Source organism: Methylocystis sp. Sn-Cys (assembly GCF_016745395.1).
In the GTDB taxonomy this organism is placed as follows: domain Bacteria; phylum Pseudomonadota; class Alphaproteobacteria; order Rhizobiales; family Beijerinckiaceae; genus Methylocystis; species Methylocystis iwaonis.
Map to the genome: position 1 here is coordinate 65230 of NZ_JAERVJ010000001.1, position 22497 is coordinate 87726.

At 60.4% G+C, this 22497-nt stretch carries 21 protein-coding genes and 1 tRNA gene; 11 read left to right on the top strand and 11 right to left on the bottom strand.

Annotated elements, in window-relative coordinates; translation table 11 throughout:
- Positions 1-19 precede the first annotated feature (19 nt).
- A complete protein-coding gene (gene mutY, locus JJT62_RS00270; protein ID WP_202070694.1) occupies positions 20-1105 on the bottom strand; it encodes an A/G-specific adenine glycosylase in 1086 nt (361 codons plus the stop codon).
- A gap of 52 nt (positions 1106-1157) precedes the next feature.
- Between mutY and JJT62_RS00275 the strand changes: the two genes are divergently transcribed.
- Both JJT62_RS00275 and JJT62_RS00280 read left to right on the top strand, forming a co-directional pair.
- A complete protein-coding gene (locus JJT62_RS00275; RefSeq protein WP_202070695.1) occupies positions 1158-1676 on the top strand; it encodes a DUF721 domain-containing protein in 519 nt (172 codons plus the stop codon).
- A gap of 87 nt (positions 1677-1763) precedes the next feature.
- Positions 1764-1840, top strand: a tRNA-His gene (locus JJT62_RS00280).
- Between the two features lie 438 nt (positions 1841-2278).
- Here JJT62_RS00280 and JJT62_RS00285 read toward each other — a convergent pair.
- From JJT62_RS00285 to JJT62_RS00300, 4 genes are all read right to left on the bottom strand, one after another.
- On the bottom strand, positions 2279-4540 hold the full coding sequence (locus tag JJT62_RS00285; protein WP_246744625.1) for an alginate export family protein: 2262 nt from the start codon (positions 4538-4540) through the stop codon (positions 2279-2281).
- Positions 4541-4817: 277 nt separating this feature from the next.
- A complete protein-coding gene (locus JJT62_RS00290) occupies positions 4818-5720 on the bottom strand; it encodes an outer membrane protein (protein WP_202070697.1) in 903 nt (300 codons plus the stop codon).
- Positions 5721-5888: 168 nt separating this feature from the next.
- A complete protein-coding gene (gene modA, locus JJT62_RS00295; protein ID WP_202070698.1) occupies positions 5889-6731 on the bottom strand; it encodes a molybdate ABC transporter substrate-binding protein in 843 nt (280 codons plus the stop codon).
- Positions 6732-6831: 100 nt separating this feature from the next.
- Positions 6832-7545 (bottom strand): substrate-binding domain-containing protein, encoded by a 714-nt coding sequence (locus JJT62_RS00300; protein WP_202070699.1) that lies wholly within the window; start codon positions 7543-7545, stop codon positions 6832-6834.
- A 644-nt stretch (positions 7546-8189) separates the two neighbouring features.
- Between JJT62_RS00300 and JJT62_RS00305 the strand changes: the two genes are divergently transcribed.
- The 7 genes from JJT62_RS00305 (at position 8190) to JJT62_RS00335 (ending at position 15984) form a co-directional block, all read left to right on the top strand.
- Positions 8190-11294 (top strand): filamentous hemagglutinin N-terminal domain-containing protein, encoded by a 3105-nt coding sequence (locus JJT62_RS00305; protein ID WP_370568476.1) that lies wholly within the window; start codon positions 8190-8192, stop codon positions 11292-11294.
- A 23-nt stretch (positions 11295-11317) separates the two neighbouring features.
- Positions 11318-13063 carry a ShlB/FhaC/HecB family hemolysin secretion/activation protein gene (locus JJT62_RS00310; protein WP_202070701.1) on the top strand — a complete coding sequence of 582 codons (1746 nt, stop codon included), beginning with the start codon at positions 11318-11320 and terminating at the stop codon, positions 13061-13063.
- A 46-nt stretch (positions 13064-13109) separates the two neighbouring features.
- A complete protein-coding gene (locus JJT62_RS00315; RefSeq protein WP_202070702.1) occupies positions 13110-13538 on the top strand; it encodes a MotA/TolQ/ExbB proton channel family protein in 429 nt (142 codons plus the stop codon).
- Positions 13531-13914, top strand: coding sequence for a biopolymer transporter ExbD (locus JJT62_RS00320; RefSeq protein ID WP_202070703.1), 384 nt, complete (start codon positions 13531-13533; stop codon positions 13912-13914). The genes JJT62_RS00315 and JJT62_RS00320 overlap by 8 nt, the downstream gene beginning before the upstream one ends.
- 43 nt (positions 13915-13957) lie before the next feature.
- Positions 13958-14692: a TonB family protein gene (locus JJT62_RS00325; protein WP_202070704.1), complete on the top strand. Its 735-nt coding sequence runs from the start codon at positions 13958-13960 to the stop codon at positions 14690-14692.
- A gap of 243 nt (positions 14693-14935) precedes the next feature.
- Complete coding sequence (locus JJT62_RS00330) at positions 14936-15466, top strand: restriction endonuclease (RefSeq protein ID WP_202070705.1); 531 nt, start codon at positions 14936-14938, stop codon at positions 15464-15466.
- Positions 15467-15582: 116 nt separating this feature from the next.
- Positions 15583-15984: a hypothetical protein gene (locus JJT62_RS00335; RefSeq protein ID WP_202070706.1), complete on the top strand. Its 402-nt coding sequence runs from the start codon at positions 15583-15585 to the stop codon at positions 15982-15984.
- Positions 15985-16199: 215 nt separating this feature from the next.
- On the opposite strand, the gene JJT62_RS00340 is transcribed toward JJT62_RS00335, so the two are convergent.
- From JJT62_RS00340 to JJT62_RS00365, 6 genes are all read right to left on the bottom strand, one after another.
- On the bottom strand, positions 16200-16916 hold the full coding sequence (locus tag JJT62_RS00340) for a DUF4339 domain-containing protein (protein WP_202070707.1): 717 nt from the start codon (positions 16914-16916) through the stop codon (positions 16200-16202).
- 66 nt (positions 16917-16982) lie between these two features.
- On the bottom strand, positions 16983-17672 hold the full coding sequence (locus tag JJT62_RS00345; RefSeq protein WP_202070708.1) for a hypothetical protein: 690 nt from the start codon (positions 17670-17672) through the stop codon (positions 16983-16985).
- A gap of 86 nt (positions 17673-17758) precedes the next feature.
- Positions 17759-18274 carry a hypothetical protein gene (locus tag JJT62_RS00350; protein WP_202070709.1) on the bottom strand — a complete coding sequence of 172 codons (516 nt, stop codon included), beginning with the start codon at positions 18272-18274 and terminating at the stop codon, positions 17759-17761.
- Positions 18275-19114: 840 nt separating this feature from the next.
- Positions 19115-19903, bottom strand: a complete 789-nt coding sequence (locus JJT62_RS00355; RefSeq protein ID WP_202070710.1) for a hypothetical protein — start codon at positions 19901-19903, stop codon at positions 19115-19117.
- Positions 19904-20006: 103 nt separating this feature from the next.
- Positions 20007-20543: a Dps family protein gene (locus JJT62_RS00360; protein ID WP_202070711.1), complete on the bottom strand. Its 537-nt coding sequence runs from the start codon at positions 20541-20543 to the stop codon at positions 20007-20009.
- A 79-nt stretch (positions 20544-20622) separates the two neighbouring features.
- Positions 20623-21411, bottom strand: coding sequence for a response regulator (locus tag JJT62_RS00365; protein WP_202070712.1), 789 nt, complete (start codon positions 21409-21411; stop codon positions 20623-20625).
- A 184-nt stretch (positions 21412-21595) separates the two neighbouring features.
- Here JJT62_RS00365 and JJT62_RS00370 point away from each other — a divergent pair, with 184 nt between their 5' ends.
- Positions 21596-21838, top strand: a complete 243-nt coding sequence (locus JJT62_RS00370) for a NepR family anti-sigma factor (protein WP_202070713.1) — start codon at positions 21596-21598, stop codon at positions 21836-21838.
- Complete coding sequence (locus JJT62_RS00375; RefSeq protein ID WP_202070714.1) at positions 21835-22389, top strand: sigma-70 family RNA polymerase sigma factor; 555 nt, start codon at positions 21835-21837, stop codon at positions 22387-22389. The genes JJT62_RS00370 and JJT62_RS00375 overlap by 4 nt, the downstream gene beginning before the upstream one ends.
- Positions 22390-22497 lie beyond the last annotated feature (108 nt).

Here is a 22497-nt window from a genome sequence, read left to right on the forward strand (position 1 = left end):
TCTGTTTGCGGAATGCGCTCTAATCGTCGAAAAGCCCAGCCGCTGCGGCGGCCTTGCGCATGAGCGTGGGCAAGCCTTCCTTACCTAGATTGCGCTGCGCCGCCCAGCGGCAATCGGCGCCGAACCTAGGCGCCGCCTCGGTTCGCGCCACGAAAACAGTAGCCCTGAGCGCGAAATGTGTGAAGACATGGGCGACCGGCTCGGCGAGCGCGCGCCATTCCGCAGGGCATGGCGCGAAGTCGAGCCATTCGTCCGGGCCGACGTCCCGGCTGAAGGGCGTTGCGGGAAAGGCGCTCATGCCGCCGAAAAGCCCTTTGGGCGGGCGGCGCGCCAGCAGCGTCTCCTCTCCCCGGCTGAGAATGAAAATGGCCCCGCGCCGCTTCGGCTTTTCCGCCTTCTTCTCCTTGACGGGGTAATCCTCCTGCGCGCCCGCGCGACAAGCGGCGCAATTTTGCGCCCAGGGGCAAAGCCCGCACAGCGGCCCGCGCGGCGTGCAGACCGTGGCGCCGAGATCCATCAGCGCCTGGGCGAAATCCCCCGCGCGGGCGGCAGGGAGAAGCGCCTGCGTCTTCTCCCGGATGAGCGGCTTCGCCTGGCGCACGGGGGTCTCGATCGCGTAAAGCCGCGTCATCACCCGCTCGACATTGCCGTCGATTGCGGCGCAGGGGGCGTCGAAGGCGATGGCTGCAATGGCCGCCGCCGTATAGGGCCCGACCCCGGGCAGGTCTAACAGCGCCGCCTCGCGCGCCGGAAACCGGCCGCCATGGTCGCGCGCCACTTTTCCCGCGCAGGCGTGAAGATTACGGGCGCGGGCGTAATAGCCGAGCCCCGCCCAGGCCGCGAGCACATCCTCCAGCGGCGCCTCGGCGAGCGCTTCGACCGTCGGCCAACGCACAAGAAATTTCTCGAAATAGCCCTCCACCGTCGCGACGGTCGTCTGCTGCAGCATAATTTCCGACAGCCAGACGGCGTAAGGGTCCGCCCGCCGTCCCGGCGGCGCGCGCCACGGCAGATCGCGGCGATGGGCGTCGTACCAGGCCAGCAGCGTTTCGGCCGGCGCCGCGCCCTCGGGCCGCTTTCGCCGTTTGGCTTGAGGCTTTATCATCGAGACAGAGCCATTGGCGCCGCCGCTGCGGCAAAGCAAGGGAGAAGGCCGCATGAGCGCCGCGCCGCGCAAGAAAGGCGTCTTCGCCCGCCCGCTCGCCGAATATGTGCTCAAGCAGGTCGACCCGCTCGTGGCCAAAAAGGGCTTCGGCGAGGCGTCGCTCCTGATGCAATGGCGCGAGATCGTCGGCGCGCGCATCGCCGACATCTGCGCGCCCGAGCGCCTGCAATGGCCGGCCCGGGGCCGCAAGCCCTCCCCCGACAAGGCGCAGGAGCCGGCGTCGCTCATTCTGCGCGTCGAACCGGGTTTCAGCCTCGAGATCCAGCATATGGCTCCGGCCATCATCGACCGGATCAACGCCCATCTCGGCTGGCGCTGCGTCTCCAGGGTGACGCTCCGGCAGCAGGCGCTGGCGCAACGGGCGGCGCAAACCCGCCCCAAAATGGCGCCCGCGGACCCCGCCGTACGGGCGCGGGCGGCCGAGGCGACGGAGGGCGTCGCCGAAGAATCGCTGCGCGCCGCGCTGGTGAGGCTGGGAGAAAGGGCGCTCACGCCGCGCCGCAGCCGCTAACCGCCTGGCCTCACGGCCAATTACGCGACGTGATTGCAGGAGCGCTTGCAATCCCCGCCGCGAGCGAATAGGTTCGCGCCGCTTCGGGCCGCCATAGCTCAGTTGGTTAGAGCACCAGATTGTGGATCTGGGGGTCCCCCGTTCGAGCCGGGGTGGCGGTACCATGCTTCCAAACGCTTTTCGGCGTGCGCCCTGTATGGCCCCGGCGACGCGCGCGTCATCACGCCAGGCGTCATCGTTCCGATCGCGCGCATGCAGCGCGGCAATCTGCGGCAGGGCGGCTCTTTCATCCTCTGAAGGCCGCGCCATCCAGACAGACGCCCTCCCAAGTCATACGAGAGCCGCTCGATTGGTTCGGCGCCATCCCCGACGCTCGCGCCGGACACACAGGGACTCACCGCCGTCATTGCGAGGAGGCGGAGCCGACGAAGCAATCCAGCGCCGCATCGCGGCCCTGGATTGTTTCGCTTCGCTCGCAATGACGGGCTCTAGGCAAAACCAGCGCTCTTGAGGGGGCTTTCAGTCCGCCGGGAATGACACGCGCCGATGCGAGCTGTTTAAACGGAAATGGTATCCGTCCCGCGACCGCGGTTACTCGAAGCCTATTTCGCGCTCATATCGAAATGCCGATTGACGCCGGCGTGGACGACATTGCCGTCGAACTTGGTCTGGCTGAGCACGCCATAACCATAGAACCCGCTTGGGTGGAATACCGGGGCCATGGCTGTCGCCATTCCGAGGTCGTAATGGAGATATTCCGCCTTCGCGCTCCAATTCGGCGAGAGCGCCCATTCGAGCCCGCCCCCGGCCGTCCACCCAATGCGCGTCTCCTGATTCAGCGGATTGCCCTGGGTAATTGTAAAGCCGCCCACCCGATAGGTAAAAAGCGCCGCATTGGAGGTCACGCCGCCATAAGCGAGGCCGCCTGTTCCATAAAGCATCACGGAAGGCGTCGCGAGATAGCCGAGACGGCCGCGGGCGGTGCCGAGAAAATTCAAGGTCGCCGAGCGCACGCCGTAATTGACGAAAGTGTTGCCGATCGACCAGGCTTTTGTCGCCTGGTCCTTCCTGTCGGTATTTCCGCTGACGCCATGTAAATCCGTTTCGAGGCCGGCGACGACATTGGTTTTGAATTTCCGGTTCCACCCAATTTGCCCGCCGCCGAGAAATCCCGAGAGTTCGAAATTGGTCGGGAGCATATTCGACGTCGCCGCGACAGGCAGGCTCGGCTGCGCTCTGCTGATCGGGCCAACAGAAACCATTGATCTCGGACTCGACCAGGCCCCGCCGCCATTGAGCCCGACATAGAAATCACGCCACGTCGGCGTAGCCGGGCTCGGTGGCTCAGCGCGGAAAATCGCGGCGACATCCTGGGCGGGATTGCTCGTGATCGGCTGACCGTCGCCGAAAGCGTTCGCCGTCGCTTCGAGATAGAAAAAGTCGGTCGGCTGCGCGGTCAGACCGTTTGTCGTGGTGGTTTGCCCGCGAAAGGATTGCGGAAAATAGGTCTGCGCAACAACGGGCGGCCCGAAGCTCGACGGAAAAGAGCCCGGCCAGAAGCGGGCGTAGCTCGCGGTCAGATTGATGTATTGCGACAGCTTGTAGCGCACGCGAACGTCCACTTCGGAACCCAGGTAGCCGCCTCTATTGCCGAGCGGCGCATAGAGATTGGCGCGGTCCCATGCGGCGGCCGTGCTCGCGAGCCAGAAACCGCCGAAAGCCGTGTCGATTTGAAGATTCTTTGTCGGCGTGAACTCCAGGCGGATTTTCGGCGCTTTGACGTTGTTCCAGGCGAAATAGTCGTTCCGCGAGAAGGGCTGATTGAAGCCGTAGAGAATGTCGAGCGTCTGATTGGCGTTGTCGTAGGGACTCTTGTCGCCGGAGCCATAGGCGTAATTGACGCTTATTCGTGGCTTCCAGGGATGATCGACATAGGTGTAGCCCGCCTCGAAGGCATAGGCGATAGCGTCGAGGCGCACGCTCTTCAGCAAGGAAGTGCCGCCGAACGTCTGATACTCGCCGATCTGCCCGAACTGTTTGGTGACGTCGACATCATAATCGAAATTGCCAAGAACGCCGTAGAGGCGCAGTCCCGGCGAATATGTCTCTCGGCTCACTCTACTCGCCGCCGACGCGCTCGACGGGTCGCCATATTGTTTACGTCCGATGAAATAAGGTTGGATCGTCGCGAACTCTGACCATCGGCGCACGCTCAGCACGCTGCCGTAAACCCAGTTCTGCCAATCGGGGCGGTCGAATTCATAGGGTAAGCGGACCACCGGCCGCATCGCGAAATTATCGAGGTCCCAATCATTGTCGCGTTTGCCGATCTTGATGCGAAGCCCATCGAATGTGTTGGTCGTGTTACGGAATTCGTTTTCGGCGATCAAACGTCGATCGACGACCTCGAGATGGAAGCGGCCGGCGCGCACGATCAGCGGCCGGTCATTTCCACGGTCGTCCTTGCCGAGAGCGTCCTTGAAATAGAGTTCGCCATAGCCCGAGATAAGGTCCGCTTCGTTGATCTCCTGACCCTGCAGCTCATAGATACTGTTGAATGCGCGCGAGTCCTGGAATTCCACGACGAAGCGGAAGGGATCGAGGATTTCCTTGACGCCGATATAGGCGCGCGTGCGCAGCAGCCAAAGAGAGTTCGGAAAATATCGTCGCTTCGATGATGCTGGATTCGTCGTTGTGTCGGTCCAGGGCCGATAATCGTTTTTGCGATACTCAAATCTCGTGCGCGAATCGAGACCGACGTCCAGCCAATCGATGCCTTCGAATTGCTTATACGTCTTGCCGAGATTTCGCACATAGGGCGGGATGTCGGGCTGCGGCTCCAACCGATAACCGCGCGTGGGCATGTAGTAGCTTTTTTTCTCCTCGACCGGCGCCGCGCCGGCCTTTGAGGCAGGCGGGGCCGTTTTTAGCACGGCTTGGGGAGCGCGTTTCGTGGCGCCCTTCGCAGGGTCGTTACTTTGAGATTTTGATGGCGCGGCTTCATCTCCCGCAGGCGCAGCCGACGCTCCCCAGGAGGCAGACGCCAATACAACACCCAATGCAACCGACTTCATCCACAGGCAGGAATTACGCGACGCCATGACGACAGGCCTTTTTCAGATTCGAGGTAATGAGCTGCAATTAAAGTTTCGAAAGGAGTGGCGGATTCCAATTGAAATGGTAATTGACGCCAGCTCGAATAATATTACCGCTGTAATGCGTGTGTGTTTTAGCCGTAAGGTACGCGTATGGATACATCGTATCATTGTCAAATGGATTTCCAATTAAATAACGTGGATCATAACCACCACTTGTTGCAATAAGTGAGGATCCAATTGAGCCAATATCGTAATGGAGATACTCCATTTTCGCAGACAAATTCGGCCAGAACATCCACTCACCCCCGGCGCCGGCGGTCCAGCCGAAACGCGTCGAGCTGGCGGCGCCCGTCCCGACGCCGCCAATCACGCCTTGGGCGGGTTGGAAGATCGACATGCTCGAGGACGCGCCGCCATAAGCCGCGCCTCCGGTCGCATAAAGGAGGAAGTCAGAGGTCAAGAGATAGCCCAGGCGGGCGCGAACGGTTCCGAGATAGTCGAGCCGTGAGGTGGGATGGAGCTGCGTGGTCGCGTTCGAAACAAACGCGCTGCCCGTGGCGCCGAGAACGCCCTGGAAGTCCGCTTCGACGCCCGCGAGTATATGAGGCGTGATCAAACCGTCGTAGCCAAGCTGTCCGCCGCCGATAAATCCCCCGCTTCTTGCGCCTGCAATGGACCCGGAGGCGCCGAAGGCGAAGCGGTCTGCCCACGCCACGGCGCCTTGCGGCGTAACGAGAGGTGGCGGAGGCAAGGGGACAGACGAAATCTGGATACTGGGATTATCGGCCCATGTATAACCACCGTTGAGCCCAACATGAAATCCTGCCCAGCTCGGCGTCGGAGGAGGAGGCGGAAGAATTTGCGGGCCTTTGCGAATGAGATCGGCGGCGAGCGCAGGTCCTTGGTTCAAAGCAAGTGCGCAAAGCAAAGCGGCAAGTTTTTTCATATGTTCCCCCCCACACGAGAACTCTGGACTGGAAAGGTAAGAGGCCCTCGTGCGACCGTGGTCGCCCATCTCCCTCGATGGCGCGATTGGAGCGAAAAGATCGAAAGCCATTGCGTGATGAGCGGCCGCCGCCAGAAGCCTACCGGCGACGACCGCCAATGCGATCGGCTACAATGTCAATGAGTAGCAGTAGGATTTGATGATGTTCGTTCCTGATGTATTGGCGGTTATGAAGTTGACGAAGTTGGTAAGCGCCGTGTCGTCTGCTGAAGTGCGGGCTGAATTGACGATTTTGATGCCGTATTGAGAGATTTGGCTGTGCGGGTACGTTGTGTCATTGTACGGATAGGTATGGTGGTATCCGCCCGGCTGGGTGAAGGTTTTCACGCCGCCCACGAGCTTGCAGATGGCGGATTGGTGCACGAAGCCATAGGCGTAGGCGCCGTCGTTGATCGCTGAATATGTTTGGCCGATGTTTGATTTCGTGAATACATGCGCCGTGCCTGACGGAGGGTAGGCGCTTCCGGGCGTCCATGTAATGGACCACGGGCTCGCGCTGAGCACTTGGGCCGCAGCGGTTCCATAAGGCGCCTTGTTGGGATCAGCGAGCACAATATCCACCGGGATCGGGCTTGGCAGACCAGCGCTAATATCGACTGTTTTGGACCAAAGCTCGAGCTCGCCGACGGAGTAGAGAAACGGGCTTCCGATCACGAGCGAGGGATAGCTCGTCGCGAGCGTCTGCGGGCGCGACTGATCAGCCGACAAGAACAAATCATATGCGACCGTGTGATTGATGATCTGAGTCTGCAGATTGCCCGATGAATCAGACGCATACGTTACGGAGACACTTGGATACAATTGCGTGAACACATTGATGAGTTGCGCCAATGTCGCGGTGAAATTGGCCGCGACCGCCACTTTGATGCTTGCCGCATGTGCGAAAGGACTCGCCAGAGTCGTAAAAACGAAAGCGGATAGCGCCGCCGCCTTGAGCTTCATTGAGGACATAACTGTTTTCCTTCTCCGAAATTCGGAATGAGGCGTTCTTGGTGAATAGGGCTCTCGATGAGATGGTCGCTCCCATCTCTTTCTGTGCCCTACACTCTTCTTATTGGGCGGCGCTCGGCAGTTTGTAGCAATGATCTTGAAGGGCTTTTGCCTGTGCGCTGGTCAGAAAATTGACGAAGGCGGTCAGCGCTGTTTCCTGATCGGCGCTGCGCGTGCGCGCGATCTTGATGCCCGCCAACACGATGTCGGTCACATAATTCTGCCCGAGAACATATTCGTGATGGAAGCTGCCTGGCTCATATGCTTCGACGTCGGTAACAGCGGTGCAAATTTGGGATTTTCCGGTAAAGCCGTAAGCCGTTCCCATATATTCGACCCGCGCATAGGAACCGCCCGCGTCGGCCGTTTTAATGGGCAGTTTTTTGGAAAGCGCATAAAGATATTCGGCTCCCATCGCTTGAACCGCCGCCACGCCATAAGGATCGAGAGTGGCGGGGTCCGGCAAGGAAAATGCCTGGAGCTGAAGAGGAATACCGCCACTGATGTCGACGGTCGTCGAATAGAGGACGAGCGTATCCTTCGCGAAGGGAAAGGGATCCCCTGAGACGAGGGTGGGATGAAGGTATTTCAAACCCGCAGGAACAAGATAGGACTGGGCCAACAGCAGATCATACGGGCCCGTTGCGCCACCAGCGACAATGGCGTCTTTCGAGAGACTATCCGGCGCGCCGACGACGGCGACGTTATACGTCGGGTTTGCATTTACGAAATCTGCGACGAGATCAACGATGGCGGGTGCCGCCGTCGGCGTCACAGCGACTGTGATCGTCGTCGCGGCTTTGGCGTTGGCGCAGGACAAGGCGAAAGCGACGGCGCCAATTGCGAGGCATACGAGTTTTTCTTTCAGCATCAACATATCCTTCAAATTTTCACGCCCGAGTTTGCAGTTCGACGCTGGCGTCGAACGCCGATCGACGGACGCGATCGTCCGTCACAACAAACGGCCGCCTCGGATCGAAGCGCTCGCGTGTCGATAGTTGAAACGCAAAGTGTTGGGGGCATCGGAATGCCATCGGCCGGGAGTTGGCGGCTACCTGAGAGGCGCCGATCCCAGCGCACAGTAGAGCACGCCTATCCTATTGGTTTTGCTATCCTGCACTCATCTCACAGCCCCCCCAAACCGCGCGCGCCCTCACACAGCAATAATGTGCACGCCGCCATCGCGATCGACCTGCATTTATATCTTAACATTATATAACGAACAGCAGTGATCAAGATCGAAAATTGTGCTGCAACTGCGTACGGCGCGAGCCTGACCGCAAAAATTATAGGCTTTGCAGATAACTTTTCTGTCGATATATATTTTTGTTATATCGCTAGCAACCCGCTAAGCTGTTGTTTTGTCATTTGGAGTTTCAGATGACCCGTTCCGTCGCCGCTCGATGCGCGGCCATCCAAATGTTCCGGGCATCCTCGAGTGGAAGAGCGTCGCTATCGGCGCAGCGCCGGAGACGATTGCTTTTCTCCACGGCTGCGGCGTGCGCGCTGACGACCGCTCCTCACGCCGCTCTTGCCAATCCTCTCGACGGGCAAGTCGTATCAGGGCAGGTCGATATTGCCTCTGCGGGCAATCTGATGACCATCAATCAGTATACGCTCGCCGCGATCGTCAATTGGCGCAGCTTCTCCATCGCGCCCGGCGAGATCGTGAACTTCAATCAGCCGACGCCCTATTCGACAATTCTCAATCGTGTGGTGGGCAACGAAAGAAGCGTCATCGAAGGCGCAATGCACGCTAACGGCCAGGTCTTCATCGTCAATTCCGCAGGGATTCTTTTTTCGAAGGACGCACAGGTCAATGTCGGCGGACTCGTCGCCTCGACGCTCGACATTTCCAACGCCGACTTCAATGCCGGCAAATATGTCTTCGCCGGTAGCTCCAAGGAATCGGTCATCAATCAGGGGGCGATCACCGCCAATCCGGGCGGCTATGTCGCGCTGCTTGGAAATAACGTCTCGAACGAGGGTGTGATCGAAGCGACGCTCGGAACAGTGGCCCTCGCTTCGGGCGATAACATCACCCTCAATTTTGGCGGCAATTCGCTTGTGGATGTCACAGTCAACAAAGGGACGTTGAACGCGCTTGTCGAAAACAAGGGCGTCATCAAAGCCGACGGCGGGCGCGTCGTGCTCACCGCGCGCGCCGCGGACGCTTTGCTCTCCGCGCAGGTCAACAACACCGGGGTGATTCAGGCGCGCACGATGGCGGGCCTCATGGGCGGGCCGTCGCGAACCGGCGTCATCAAGCTTGCTGCGATCGGCGGGAAGGTTCGCGTCAGCGGTCGCCTGGACGCCTCGGCGCCACAGGGCGGCAATGGCGGAAAGATCGTGACCAAGGGCAACAAAGTAACGGTTGCGCCAGACGCCGACGTCACAACGAGCGCGCCATCGGGCCGGGCCGGGGATTGGATCATCAAATCGCACGGGTTCACGATCGGACAGAATGGCGACATCGGCGGCGCGCAGCTCGCGACCCTGTTGGGGCTGAATAATGTTACGATCCGTTCCGTCGGAACGGGAAGCGAGGGAGACATCAGCGTCTTGGACGCCGTCGCATGGTCGGCCTCGACAAATCTCACGTTAGACGCCGCGAGAAACATCGACATCGCCTCGTCGCTCACGGCGACAGGCGCTTCTGCAAATCTCGCGCTGGAATTTGGCGGGGACTATATCTTCAAAAACGCCACCAGCTCCATTTCGCTCACCGGCCAGAACGCCGGGCTGACGATCAATGGGCAATCATACCAGTTGATCAACACAATCGCCGAGCTGGCGGCCTTGGCGGATAATCCGGACGCCATTGCGTCAGGGTTCTATGCGCTCAATGGCGACATCGACGCGGGAAGCAGAGTTTTCGGCGGGCCTGTGATTTACACGCTGAGCGGCACGCTTGCCGGGATGGGCCATTCGATCCGCAATCTGACAATCGCCGATGATAGCGGCAACAATCCCAACGCATTAATCGGGACGGCCAACGACTCGGCGGTGGTACGTGATCTGACGCTCGTCAATACCAATGTCCTAGTTGGCCTTGCAGACCCGCGAGCCGCCGGCAATGCGGCCGCGCTCGTCTCTTGGAACCAGGGCCTGATCAGCAATTCCTACGCCTACGGCGGATATATTTCGGGTTCGTCCCGCGTCGGTGGACTGGTCTCTTCGAATTTCGGTTCTATCATCAATTCCGGAACGGATATCTCCGTTGCCGGAAGGGATTCTATCGGCGGTTTGGTCGCCAACAACTTCATGTTCAGCATTATCAATAATTCTTTCGCAAACGGATTTATTTTCGCGGGCTCGCCTTCGACCACATTTGGGGGGTTGGTCAATGCAGGAGACGCGGGCGGCCTCGTTGGCATCAACGCCGGCGCCATCTCGGATTCGCGCGCTAATGTCGCGATAACGACCTATAACGCCCAACACATCGGCGGGCTCGTCGGATACAACATGAACTTCGGTTTTGGGTTGCCGGGCGGCGAAATCAAAAACTCGTCGGCAACCGGCTGGATAAACGCAACCTGGCAATACCCGCTTGGCGGCGACTCGCATACCGCTATCGGGGGGCTGGTCGGGGACAACTGGGGCGGCGTTATTAGCGACGGCTTCGCAAAAGTCGACATTACTCTGAATAGTATTGCTGGATCGCCTTTCCCTATCAGCGCCGTAGGCGGGCTCGTCGGCGTAAATGATTTCGCCCTAGACGAGACTGGCGGCGTCATCACCAGATCAGTTTCGCTGTCCAATATCTACAACGACGGATGGGTCAATAACATTGGCGGGCTCGTTGGAGTTGCATTCGCCGGCTCCATTACCGACAATTACGCTGCGGGACAGGTCACGTCCGGCGTAGATGTCGTGCCCTACGGTGCCGGCGGCTTGATCGGCAACACGGGGGGAGTTGCGACTTTAAGCGGCAATAGCTGGGATATCGCCGCCACCGGCCAGACCTCTGGCTTCGGAGCAATCCCCGCGCAGCAGCCGACTTCCGGCGCCACCGGGCTCGGCGATCCCAATTCCGCGCCGCCCTGGGCGATTGCAACGCCCGGCTCTCCGACCATATCGACTCAGGTCGCGCTCAACGCAGAGCAGCTCGGAACCGTCATCTCGACGACGAATACGGCGCGGCAGGCGGCATCGCCCCCTTCCCGCGGGATGGCCGCCGCCGGCGTCGCCGCCGTCAGCTCGATGGCGTCTCCCGCATTGGATAGCCAAGTCGACATCAAGGAGACGCCGCGTGAGGCGCCGTCGCAATCGACGTCACGCGCGCCCGCGAGAGTCTCTTCGCTCGGTAGCGGCGCGAGAGCCGCGCCACGTGGATCCGCCGCCGCGGAAGACGCGCGGGCGCATCGACAGGCGGGTCCGCAAACGGCGGCGAAACCGGCCGCATCGAAGCCGAAGGCCGCCGATTACGGCGCAGCGATCCAGAGCATCGAAGTCGACGGCAAGCGGTTCAATCTCCAGGACCGCGCCCCCGGCGCCCCGAACAAGCCCGCGCAACAGCGTTAATTTCTATCAGGCGTATCGAGAAAATGAGAAGAGTTCTTCAACTTGCAAGCGCCATTGGCGCACTCCAGACCGCCTTTGGCTCCCTCACGACGGCACAAGCGCAGGAGGCCGGCCCCTTCATTCCCTATACGCTCGGCGACGCGGTGCGCTCGGCTGAATCCGCCCGGCGCGAGGCCCCGCCGCCCCATCGGCCGGACATCGAGACGCCCGAGACCGCGGAGCCTCGTTTCACCATGCGGGACGGCGCGACGATCTTTATTCGGCGCATTACGATCGACGGTCCCGATCTGGTGGGCGCGCAGAATATTCGCGACGCCCTGGAGCGCTACGAAAATCGCAAATTGACGCTTGGCCAGATTTACGAAGCCGCGGACAAAATCACCAATCTCTACCGGGCCAAGGGATATATCGTCGCCAAGACCTATGTGCCCGAGCAGGACGCGCGCAATGGCCAATTGAAATTCAAAGTGATCCCCGGCCGCTATGGCGCGGTCAAAGTCGACAACAACTCGCTGGTGCGAACCGATTATCTGCAAACCATGATCGATCGCGCGCTTGCCGGGTCGCCTTTCATTCGCAAGGAAGAACTCGAACGGGCGATGCTGCTGAACGCCGACCTCCCTGGCGCCGGCGCGCCGCGGATTTCGATTGCCCCGGGACAACAGCCGGAAACCTCCGACTTTATCTTCAGTCCGCCGGAGGACCGCCAGATCGAAGGCTACCTTCTTGCCGATAATTACGGTTCTCCTTACACAGGGCGAATCCGAACCAGCGGCGCTGTCACGCTGAATTCGCCGACGGGATATGGCGATCGATTATCGGCTTTCGGCATCGTGTCGGAACGCGGAGGATTGGTGAACGGGCGGCTGGCCTATGCGCCGCCGCCGGCCTTTGGCGGCCTGCGCGGCGAAGTCAGCGTTTTCGAGACAGTCTATAAGCTCGGCGGCGTTTACAACAATGCGCAGGCCTGGGGCGAAGCGAATGGCGTCGCGGCGAATCTCGTTTATCCGCTCAAGCGCCAGAGGGACGAGAGCATCTATCTCTTTTCCAACTTCACGCACAAATATCTCAACGACAAGGTGCTCGGCGTCTCGACGGCCTACCGCTACATCGAGGTTGGGACGATCGGCGTCAATCATGACATGTTCGGCTCTTTCCTCGACTTGCCCTACGTGACCAACGCATCTCTTTCGGGTTCTTTCGGCTTCGTGCGTTTCCCCAACACCGAGGAGCGCCGCGCCAATCAGGCCGGCATCGGCACGGCGGGCTCTTATGGTCGCATAAATCTCAGCGTCAACGGCACGCTGGCGATAACGCCGCTTGTATCGGCGTCCCTCGCGCTTCGGGCGCAAAAAGCCATCGGCCGGAATCTCGATTCCAGCGAGAAATTGAGCTTGACCGGCTATTTCGGCGTCAGATCTTTCGACGAAGGCATGGCGGGAGACAGCGGTTTCGTCACCACGCCCGAGGTCAGATACGCTTTGCCGACGATCGAGCGCTATCAACACTCGATCGGAGCCTTCTCGGATATTGGCGTGGTATGGCTCGAAAACCCATCCTACACGATCACGCAGAAGGCCTGTTCGCCGTTGAGCGACGTCGGAGCCGGCTATTACGGCTCATATGATTTGCCGAGCTTCGATGAAACCTCGCCCCTGCGCACTCTGTTTTTGAAGGCGCAGGTCGCGCATTCCCTTGGCTGGAACGAGATCGCGCCCAGCTACAACAGACACACAAAAGGCTTGTTTCAAGTTGGCGTGACCTTCTGACCCCTTCTCTCAACCAACAAATTTTCAACGACATGACTGGAACAAAATGGACATCGAACTCATCTCCAAACTCGTCGACGTCGGCGTCATCGGATTGCTTGCGGCGCTGAGCGTGACCATCGTCGCGATCGGGCTGGAGCGCTTCTTCTATTTTCGGGCTATTCGCCTCGAGACATTCCGCAATGCAAAGGCGCTGGAGCTGGCGCTGACGCAGCGATTGCACATCGTGGGCCTCGTCGCCGCGAATGCGCCCTATATCGGGCTGCTCGGCACTGTCCTCGGGATCATGGCGACATTCTACAGCATGGGCCTCGACGGGTCCGCTGACGCGAATAAAATCATGGCGAGCCTCGGCCTTGCGCTAAAGGCCACCGCGGCCGGACTCATTGTCGCGCTTATCGCGGTTACTCTCCACAATGCGCTGACCCGCCGCGTCAAAGTCCTAACGATCGAGTGGGAGATCGCCAATGGATGACAAATCGTTCGAATCGATCAATGTGGTCCCGCTGGTCGACATCATGCTCGTGCTTTTGACGATCGTTCTGACCACCGCATCCTTCATCTCAGCCGGGCGAATTCCTGTCTCCTTGCCTCAGGCGTCGAAACCCGACTACGAAAAGCGCAAGGATACGATTATCGAAATCGCGTCGGGCGGCGAAATATATTTCGAGGGCGAAGCCGTTTCGGCCGCCACTCTTGAATCGCGTCTCGCCGACAAGGGGAGCCAGACGCCCGTTCTTGTGCGCGCCGACCGTGGATCAAAGTTCCAGAGCTTCGTCGATGTCGCCGATGTTCTGAAGCGGCTCAAAATTACCAGGGTCGGGATTCAGACCGAAAACAGCGCCAAATAAAATTCCGAAATCATCTTTTTCCTGATTGTCACAAGATCTGAAAATGGCAAACCACGCGCAGTTCGGCATCTTTCACGGAATCGCAGGATCGCTGGCGGTTCATTCCTTCGCTTTGCTCGTTCTATGGGGCGCCGTTGGACAGGCGTCCCCCGAGATAGACGATACATTGCTGGTCGAATTCAATGGCGTCGACTCCGACGTTCAGGCCGAAGAGAAACACAAGCGGCAGAATGCGGGATCTGGCGGCGCGGTCGAAGCGCAGAACGCCAAGCAGGAGAAGACGGAAGAGAAAGCCGAGAAAAAAGTTGCAGACGACGAAGCGCTTCCGGAGCGGATAAAAGACGCGGTTCCGGACAAGATAAAAAAGGAGGAGGAGCAGGTCGCAGCCGCCGCCAAGCCGAGTGCTTCCGCTCAGCAAGCCGGTCGCGACGTGGAAGGGATCGAAAACGAGCAACATGCGCAAATCATCCAACGACGCACCGACGCCGAGATGAATGTGCTGAAAGCCTATATCCGAAACCTGTCGAAAAAGATTCAAACGAAACTTCTTTATCCGAAAGAAGCCCGGCATTCCGGTTTGCAGGGCGTGACGACTGTTTCTTTCAGGATCAAGAGGGATGGAACGATGCATCCGGATTCGCTGAAGATCGTCGCCAGCAGCGGACGAGCGGAGCTCGATATCAGCGCGCTCGATACTGTTCGCGCCTGCGCGCCATTCTCCGCTCCCCCAAAGGATGTCACGGTTACAATGGCGGTGACTTACGCGCGCAAGCGTTGATCTGATTGCCTTGTCATTCGAAGGCCCGATCGGGAATCCAGAGCCCGAAAAGCGTTGGCCTGGCTTCCGGATCGCAGGCTGCGCGAGCGTCGAGACGATCAATGCGGGGCGCCACGCCGCGTTGGGAGGGGCCGGACTTGCGCTGCTTGCGACGAGCGACCCCTTCACGAGAAATTAACGAATGGATTTCTGTTTAGTCTTATTTTCAGGGGAAGGCCCGGGTCAGCAATCGGAAAGGGAGCTATGGCGGAGCGACGAGAGCCGGCCCCGGGCGCGACAAATTGCGTCCTCTGGATCTCCTTCTTTACCGTTCTCGCGGGCTTCTTCTGGCCGGGCGCCCTTGGCGTCGTCTCCATGGGGCTCGCATATGCCGGCGCGCTTCACCTCGCCGTGCTCGCTTATGAGGACATCGCCGGGGCGAAGTTCCACGAGACCATGAGCCCGGAGGAGTTCGAACATTATTGCGCCTGCGTCCTTCGCGAGCGGAAATGGGACGCCCGCGTCACGCAATTCAGCGGCGATCAAGGCGTCGACATCGTAGCGGAGAAGCGCGGCATGCGCATTGTGCTCCAATGCAAGAAATACGCGAAGCCGGTCGGCAATCGGGCGGTCCAAGAGATCGTCGCGGGCATCGCGCATCAAAATGCTCAAAGAGGCGTCGTCGTCACGACTAGCGGTTATACCTCCTCCGCGCTGAAGCTGGCGGCCTCGAACCAGGTGCTGCTGCTCCACCATACGGATCTTCCCAGGATCGACAGGCTATTGGTTGGATGAGACCCCAGATGCGCAACGCGTGCGGAACAAGAGAGACAAAATAATTATCGCGTCGCTCGACAGGAGCCGTTCACGATCTAACTGGCGGGGTCTCAAAGCGCGTGTAGGAGGCCCAAATGTATTGCTCGAGATCACGGAACCTGACGGCGGCCCTTTGCGCCGCAGCCGCTGTTTCTGCCGCGCCAGCGCCGTCATCCGCCGGCGTCATGAGCGTCACCGGCAAAGACGCGATAAGCCTCTCGCAACCTGCGGAACAGATCCACTGGCGCGCATATCAACACCGGCATCACCGCTGGCATATGGGCTGGCGCTATGGCGGGCCGCGCTATCGCTACGGCATGTATCCCGGGTGGACGACGGCGCCGGCGGCGTATGGCTCGGCATATCCCGCGGGAATGTATGGGTCCGCATACCCCGGCTGTGCGACGCCCGGATATTACGGCTATGCGGGCGACGGCCTGTTCGGCCTCGGCGCTCCTGGCGGCGGCTTGTTCGGCTTGGGCCTCGGCCCGCTTTGAGCGACGCCTGACGCAAGCGCGCGCTCCGTCTTATGAGATCCACCTGATGGGTTCGGCGGCATTCCCGACGCTCGCAAAGCGAGCGATCGGGAATCCAGAGCAAAACCGGCGCTTTTGCGGCTCTGGATTCCCGGTCGGGCTTTCAGCCCGCCGGGAATGACAAGTCCCCATCGAGCTGTTCAAATGGAAATGGGTCAGACATAAACGCCCCGCCGTCAAATCGAGTCGGGGCGTTCGACGCGACGCCCGAACTCCCGCCGCGAGAAGAGAAGCTCCGGAAGCTCGCCGAACTCGCGCGCGAGACGCCGGAACGCGAGATAGGGCAGCAGCGCCAGAAACATCAACACGGCGGTGGCGGCGGCTTGGGCAATGGCGCCGCCGGCAATTTCGCCCAGTGGCGCTTTTGCGCCGCGTGCGTGAAGATAGCCCACGATCAACCCTTCCGCGACGGACAACAGAAAAAGCGCGAGAGCGAAATAAAGCGCCTTTTTCGCCGTCCAGGCCAGGAGCGTCTCGCCGATGGCGTCGCGCTGTGCGGAATTCAGCGTCAGCATCAATTTGCCGAGGATCAACGCCTTTGCCACGGCGACGCCAAAGGCCGCGAATTCTATCCCCCCACCGCGCAAAACGGTCGCCCTATAAATCAAGACCGCGCAAAACCAGACCAGCAGATAGCCGGATATGGCCAGATAGGAAATCAGCTCGGGGTGGGAGCGCCACGCGCGGCTCGCTGGCGCCTTGCCGCCGCCTTGCCCAGCGCCCTGCGCTGTCGCCGCGAATTGCGGCAGGCCGCGCGCGTCGGTCCATTCGGGCATGCCGGGCGCCCAGACGAGAAGCGGCCGTTTCCCCTTGCCGAGGCGTGCGGCAATTTCCCTTGCGCCGACCGGCCCGAAGGTTTCGCCGCCTTCCGCATAATACCAAATGTCCGCCATACGCCGCCTCGCCGCTTTTGCTCGTCACCTATCTAGCGACAAGGCCACGGTCGACCACAAATGCGGCTAATCTTTTGGCGTTGCCCCAGCCTGCGGGGGAAAATCCAAAATCCCGCTGGTGTAGGTCTCGTGGACTTCGGAGAAGGGCTTCTGATCCTGCCCGTATAGGACCGCCGTGTGTTCGAAGATGTCGCGGGGCAGCGGCAGCGCACCCTCCTCAGATTGGGCGCTCTGCGGCGCCAGTTCCCAGCCCTCGGGCAAGGGCGACCAGCGCATCTTCATGTCGATCGTGCGGCGAAAAGGCTGCAAAGGCGCGACAGCCTTTCCAAAGGGCGTATCCGTCGTCTCGAGCGTCCTGTTCATGTCCTGGGACAGACGGCCAGGCACATACCAATTATCCGCGTCCGAGAGCACATGGGCGCCGCAGCTCAATTGAACGCGCCGGTATTTGACCGGCTCCGACAGATCGACGCGCAGCCGCTGGCGCGTCTCGTCGCTCGGCGGCTTGTCGGCGCCAGAGACGCGTGTCGCGACGATTTTGGGCTCGAGGGCCATTTTGTGGTCCGCGCACCATCTCTCCAGGGTCATTGTGGCGCTGCGGCTCGCGAGCAAGGAGGCGTTCAGCGTCTGGATCAGGGCGAGAACCTCGACGCGCGATAAAAAGCCCTCGGGCCAGCGCTGCTCGGCCCCGGCGACTGGGCTAACAAGGAGCGCCGCGGCCAGCGCCATCGATCTTAAAAAAATACGTTCCGCCATCCATCCGCCCTTCTTTGTCGTCGGGCGAATTTTAAAGCCGATCGCGGAAAAAGTTGACCTGCCTTATGCAGGAGATCGAAAGGCGCTCATCCTGCGCCTTGGGCGGTCGCATCCAACCCCAGCGAGGCGGAGAGTTCCGCGAGCGTGGATTTCTCCTTTTCGCTCATCCTGATGCCGCCAAAGCCGAGGAAAGTGTCTTCGAGACCCGCTTCCGCCACCACGCGCGCGATCTTGATCAGCCACTCCTTGAAAGGCCGCGCATGCTCGCCAGCCTTCGCGTCGAGTATCGCCCTCGTATCCTTCAAGGCGTCGAGCGCACGGTGCTTTATATCTTCGAGCGCTGCGCCTTGCGCGACCGTGCGCACCCCTTCGCGCGCGTCGGCGCGGCCGTTCGCGGTCAAAAGCTCCTCGGCGACCGCCTTTATCAGCTCGTCACCCGGCTGCGTTCTTGCCTCGGCGAGAGAGCGCGCGGCGGCGAATGCCTCCTGGAGCAAGCCGACAAAGCCGCTGGGGTCGGCCGCGCTGACCGCGTAGCCTGCGAGCAAGGGAGCCTGCACCAGCTTTTTCCATTCGACAGGCGCGAAATCCGACTTGCTCGTCATTGGCCTTGCTCCGCTCTTCGGCCTTGCTCCGCTCTTCGCTTCTCGCAAGATAGAACGCGGGCCTCGGGCGACAATCGCGCTTTCAAGCGAAACAGGTCGTGAAGCGGCCTTCTGCTATTGGCGCGCGACAGTCAAGCCAGCGTCGCGCGCAGGCGACGCCGATCCCTGCGCCTTAAGCTTCCCCGACTCCGCCCGATGGATTGCCGGCACTTCCATGAGCATCAGCGTGGCTCCGGCCGCAAGCGAGGCGAAGAGTATCGACAGGATGATGGCGTTGGAAATCTGAGGGCGGATCATTCCTCAGATTTGAGCGAGAGACGCGCCACTTGCAATCGACCACTTTGACGCACCCTCGCGCCGCCGTCTCGAAGATCGTTTTTCAGGCTTGCATCCATGCGTAGAAGCTCGATGCGCGAGCTTCGTCAGGGTGGCGCCATCGAAAGCGCCGTCGCGTGGTTCTTTCCCTCCATCGGCTTTACCCAGAAAATGCCTCAACCGTCTGGCACGAAATAAGCACACAGCACGAAGCGCCGCGAAGCGACGTAAGGGAGAATCCCCATGGTCCGCAAGGTTGGGGCCGACGACCCCATCATGGTCGTCTCTGAAAACGCGCGCGCCCGCAAGCCCGCGCCTTTGCGACAATATCCGCAAGCCGTTGTGGTCTCTGCATTTGCGTCGGACAGACGCGCCGGCTGGAGCAACCCGAGACGCTCGAATCGTCTGATCGATCTCGAGCGGCGTGCAAGATTCGCAAGTATCGAAAGCGTTTAAAATGCGCACATGCGGCGCCGAAACGCAAAGCAGGCTGCGCAGGTATGCGTCACAGAGACCACGAGCACGTCACACATCGAGATCGCGATAGACCGCCACCTCGCGTTCGCGCGCGATGCGCGCGTCTTCCCCCGCCCGCACGCCCCGCCACACGTCGAACATCATGATAAGGGTCGTGAGGAGCCCGGTCGTCTTGCCGATAATGAAGCCGAATGGGAAAATAATGCGCTCTGGCGCCAGAATGAACTGCGCGCCAAGGAAGATCGTTGCAGCGTCCAGGAAATAGGCGGGCCGGTAGAGCGATTTCTCCTTCCAGGCGCTACGCGCGTAATGGCGAGAATGCTTTTTCACGGCCTTGTTGTAATGCGGATTCGAGAAGAGGCCCCAGAAACGCCGCTTTGGCGGCAACGCATTCGGCCCCGCGATGAGCGCCTTCAGCAGCGACTTGATCTCGAAATGCGCAACGGCGACGAGCAGGACATTTGTGGCGACGAGCGCGGCCTTCAACTGCGGGGCTGAAATGTAAAGCTGCGCCCCGATGTCGACGAAGAAAAGCTGCGTCGCCGCATTCAGCACGAAAGCCGAGCGATGGAAGGCGGCGCGATTGATGCTCTGAATCTTCTCGTCGAAGAAGGCGAGGCCCGGCTTGCTCCTGACGAGAATATGCAGCGTCAGCCGCTCCTCCTCGTCGAGCGCCCAGCGCTTGCCGAGCTCATCGATCGTCTCCCCCGGCGAGCCGCCCTTGGGGATTTTGAAGGTGACCTTCGCGACAAAGGCCGACAGGCGGGACAGAAAGCCCCGCGCCGCCGCGTAATGCGACGTCACTGCGCCAAGAAGCTTCTCGGGTTCGGACGCCATCTTGTCCTTTCCAGCGCGGCGGAGCGCAGCCGAGGCCGGATGCGCAAATCGCTGGAAATTTATGCGGCTTCACAGGTCTTCCGCAAGAGAGGATCGGCCCGGCTCAGTGTCCGCCGGAGTCGGCCGCCCGCGCCGCCTCGAACAGGAACCACGTCCGCTTTTCGGTCTCGTCGAGATATTGCTCGATCAGGCTAGAGGTCGCGACATCGTCCCAATCGTCGCAGACGCCATGCGCTTCGCGCATCGATTTGGCGATGGAGATGTTATCGTTCATGAGCTCGACGAGCATCTCGTAAGGGGAGACGAAATCCTTCTGATTTTCGTGCAAGGACGCGAGTTCGAGAATCTGCCCGAGGGATTTGAGCGTGGGCTGGCCGAGCTTGCGCACGCGCTCCGCCAAAGGGTCGATCGACTCCAATATTTGTTCGCTCTGCTCATCGAGCATCTCGTGAAAGTCGCGAAAATTCGGCCCGCTGACGTGCCAGTGGAAGTTCTTGGTCTTCACATAGAGCACATAGGCGTCCGCCACGAGGCGGTTGATGCTGTCGGCGAGCGTGGCCGTCGCTTCCGGCGAAAGGTCGCTTGGCGTGTTGAGGGCCGCCCGTTCGGTGTCGCGGCTCTCGGGAATATTCATGGTCATTGCGGCCTCCTTCGAGCGGGCCTCCAGCGTTACGCGACGAACGCGCGCTCGCCTTCATTGTTCCAGCCGCAGCCGCGCCTTAAGCGACGCGACTGGCCTTTCGCTGGAAGAACAGCGCCTGGCTGATCGTCGCCTTCACCGTATCCACCTTATAAGGCTTGCTGATGAGGAAGGCGGGCTCGGGCCGCTCGCCCGTCAACAGCCGCTCGGGGAAAGCGGTGATGAAGATCACCGGGCAGTCGAAGCTTTGCAGCAATTCGTTCACCGCATTGAGGCCGGAGCTGCCGTCGGCGAGCTGAATATCCGCAAGGATCAGGCCCGGGTGACGTCCCTTCGCGAGCTCGACCGCTTCCTTGTGCGTGCGGGCGATGCCGATCACGTGATGCCCCAGATCGCGTGCGATGAATTCGATGTCCTGCGCAATCAGCGCCTCGTCCTCGATGATGAGCACGTCGGTGGCGACCCGCTCGGCGATCTCGCGCCCGGCTTGCGCGATCAACGCCTCGACTTCCTCTGGCGTGACCGACATGATGTCGGCGACGTCCTCGGTTGAAAATCCCTCGACCGTACGGAGCAAAAAAGCCTGGCGTGAGCGTGGCGTCAGCAGGCTGACGTTACGCTGCGCTGCGGAAATATCGTCCTCGGGACGGTCCTCGACATTCAAGGCGATCGACGACCAGCTCCTCATGAAAAGATGATAGAGCCCAACCTTCGCCGACATGTTGGAGGGGAAGGAATCGATGTCCGCAACGAGCGCTTCGAGCGTCGCGACGACATAAGCGTCGCCGCTTTTTTGCGACCCGCACAAAGCGCGCGCGAAGCGACGCAGATAGGGAAGATGCGGAGCGATCTCGCGTGAGATGTTCATGACGACACCTTGCGGTCTTGTGAGAGGCTGTCAGCGCGGTTGAGCATTACGTCGCGTCGAACTAGAAATCCACAACTTCCATCCGGAACGAATGCGCCGTCCCCGGGTTGCCTAAATAGGCGCCTGAAGCGAGGGCGCTTCGCCAAAGCCTCCACCAGTTGGGCGAGCGATCTCGGGACGATAGATGACGCAGGGCAACGAAAAAGAGGAGAGAAAGACCTTGGCGCCACAGGAGACGGCCGACCTGGGTCAGGTTGACGGCGACCAGGTCGACGGCGTGGAGACGGCCTTTCTTGAGCCTCATATCCAGGATCAATTGGGGCGTGTGCTGCGCTCATTCTGCGACGACCTGATCCACCAGCCAATTCCGGACAAATTCGTCATGCTGCTCGCCCAGCTCGAAGCCATACAGCGCGAGAAGAAATGACCAACGCGACCTTTGGAGAGCAAATGGTGGCGCAGATCCCTTATCTGCGCGCCTTCGCCATCTCGCTCTCGGGCTCATATAGCGTGGCGGACGACCTCGTCCAGGACACGCTTGTGAAGGCCTGGTCGCATGCCGACAGTTTCGAGCCGGGCACGAATTTTCGCGCCTGGCTCGTGACGATTTTACGCAACACTTATTTCTCGCAGTACCGCAAGCGCTCGCGCGAAGTGCAGGATAGCGACAACGTCCTTGCGGAACAGATTCCGGTGAAAGGCGGGCAGGAATCAAATGTGACGATGCAGGACGTGCAGAAGGCGCTGGACAAGCTTGCGCCGGAGCATCGCGAAATACTGCTCATGATCGGCATCACGGAATTGTCCTACGAAGAAGCCGCGCAGGTCTGCAATATCGCCGTCGGAACGGTGAAGAGCAGGCTCAATCGCGCGCGCGCCAAGCTTGCGGAGCATCTCGGGCTCAACGGGACACATGAGATCGATTCGGACCCGACCATGACGGGCATCGCCGCGCGAAAAAACACGAAGGCGCTCTGAAATCGGTTCAAAAAAACTCTCTGGCGCAGGCAGATCCGTGGAACTCGGCGAAGACTTCGCCAGTTTCAGCATCTGCCCGGCAACTTTCGTGCAGCCTAGAAAACGCGC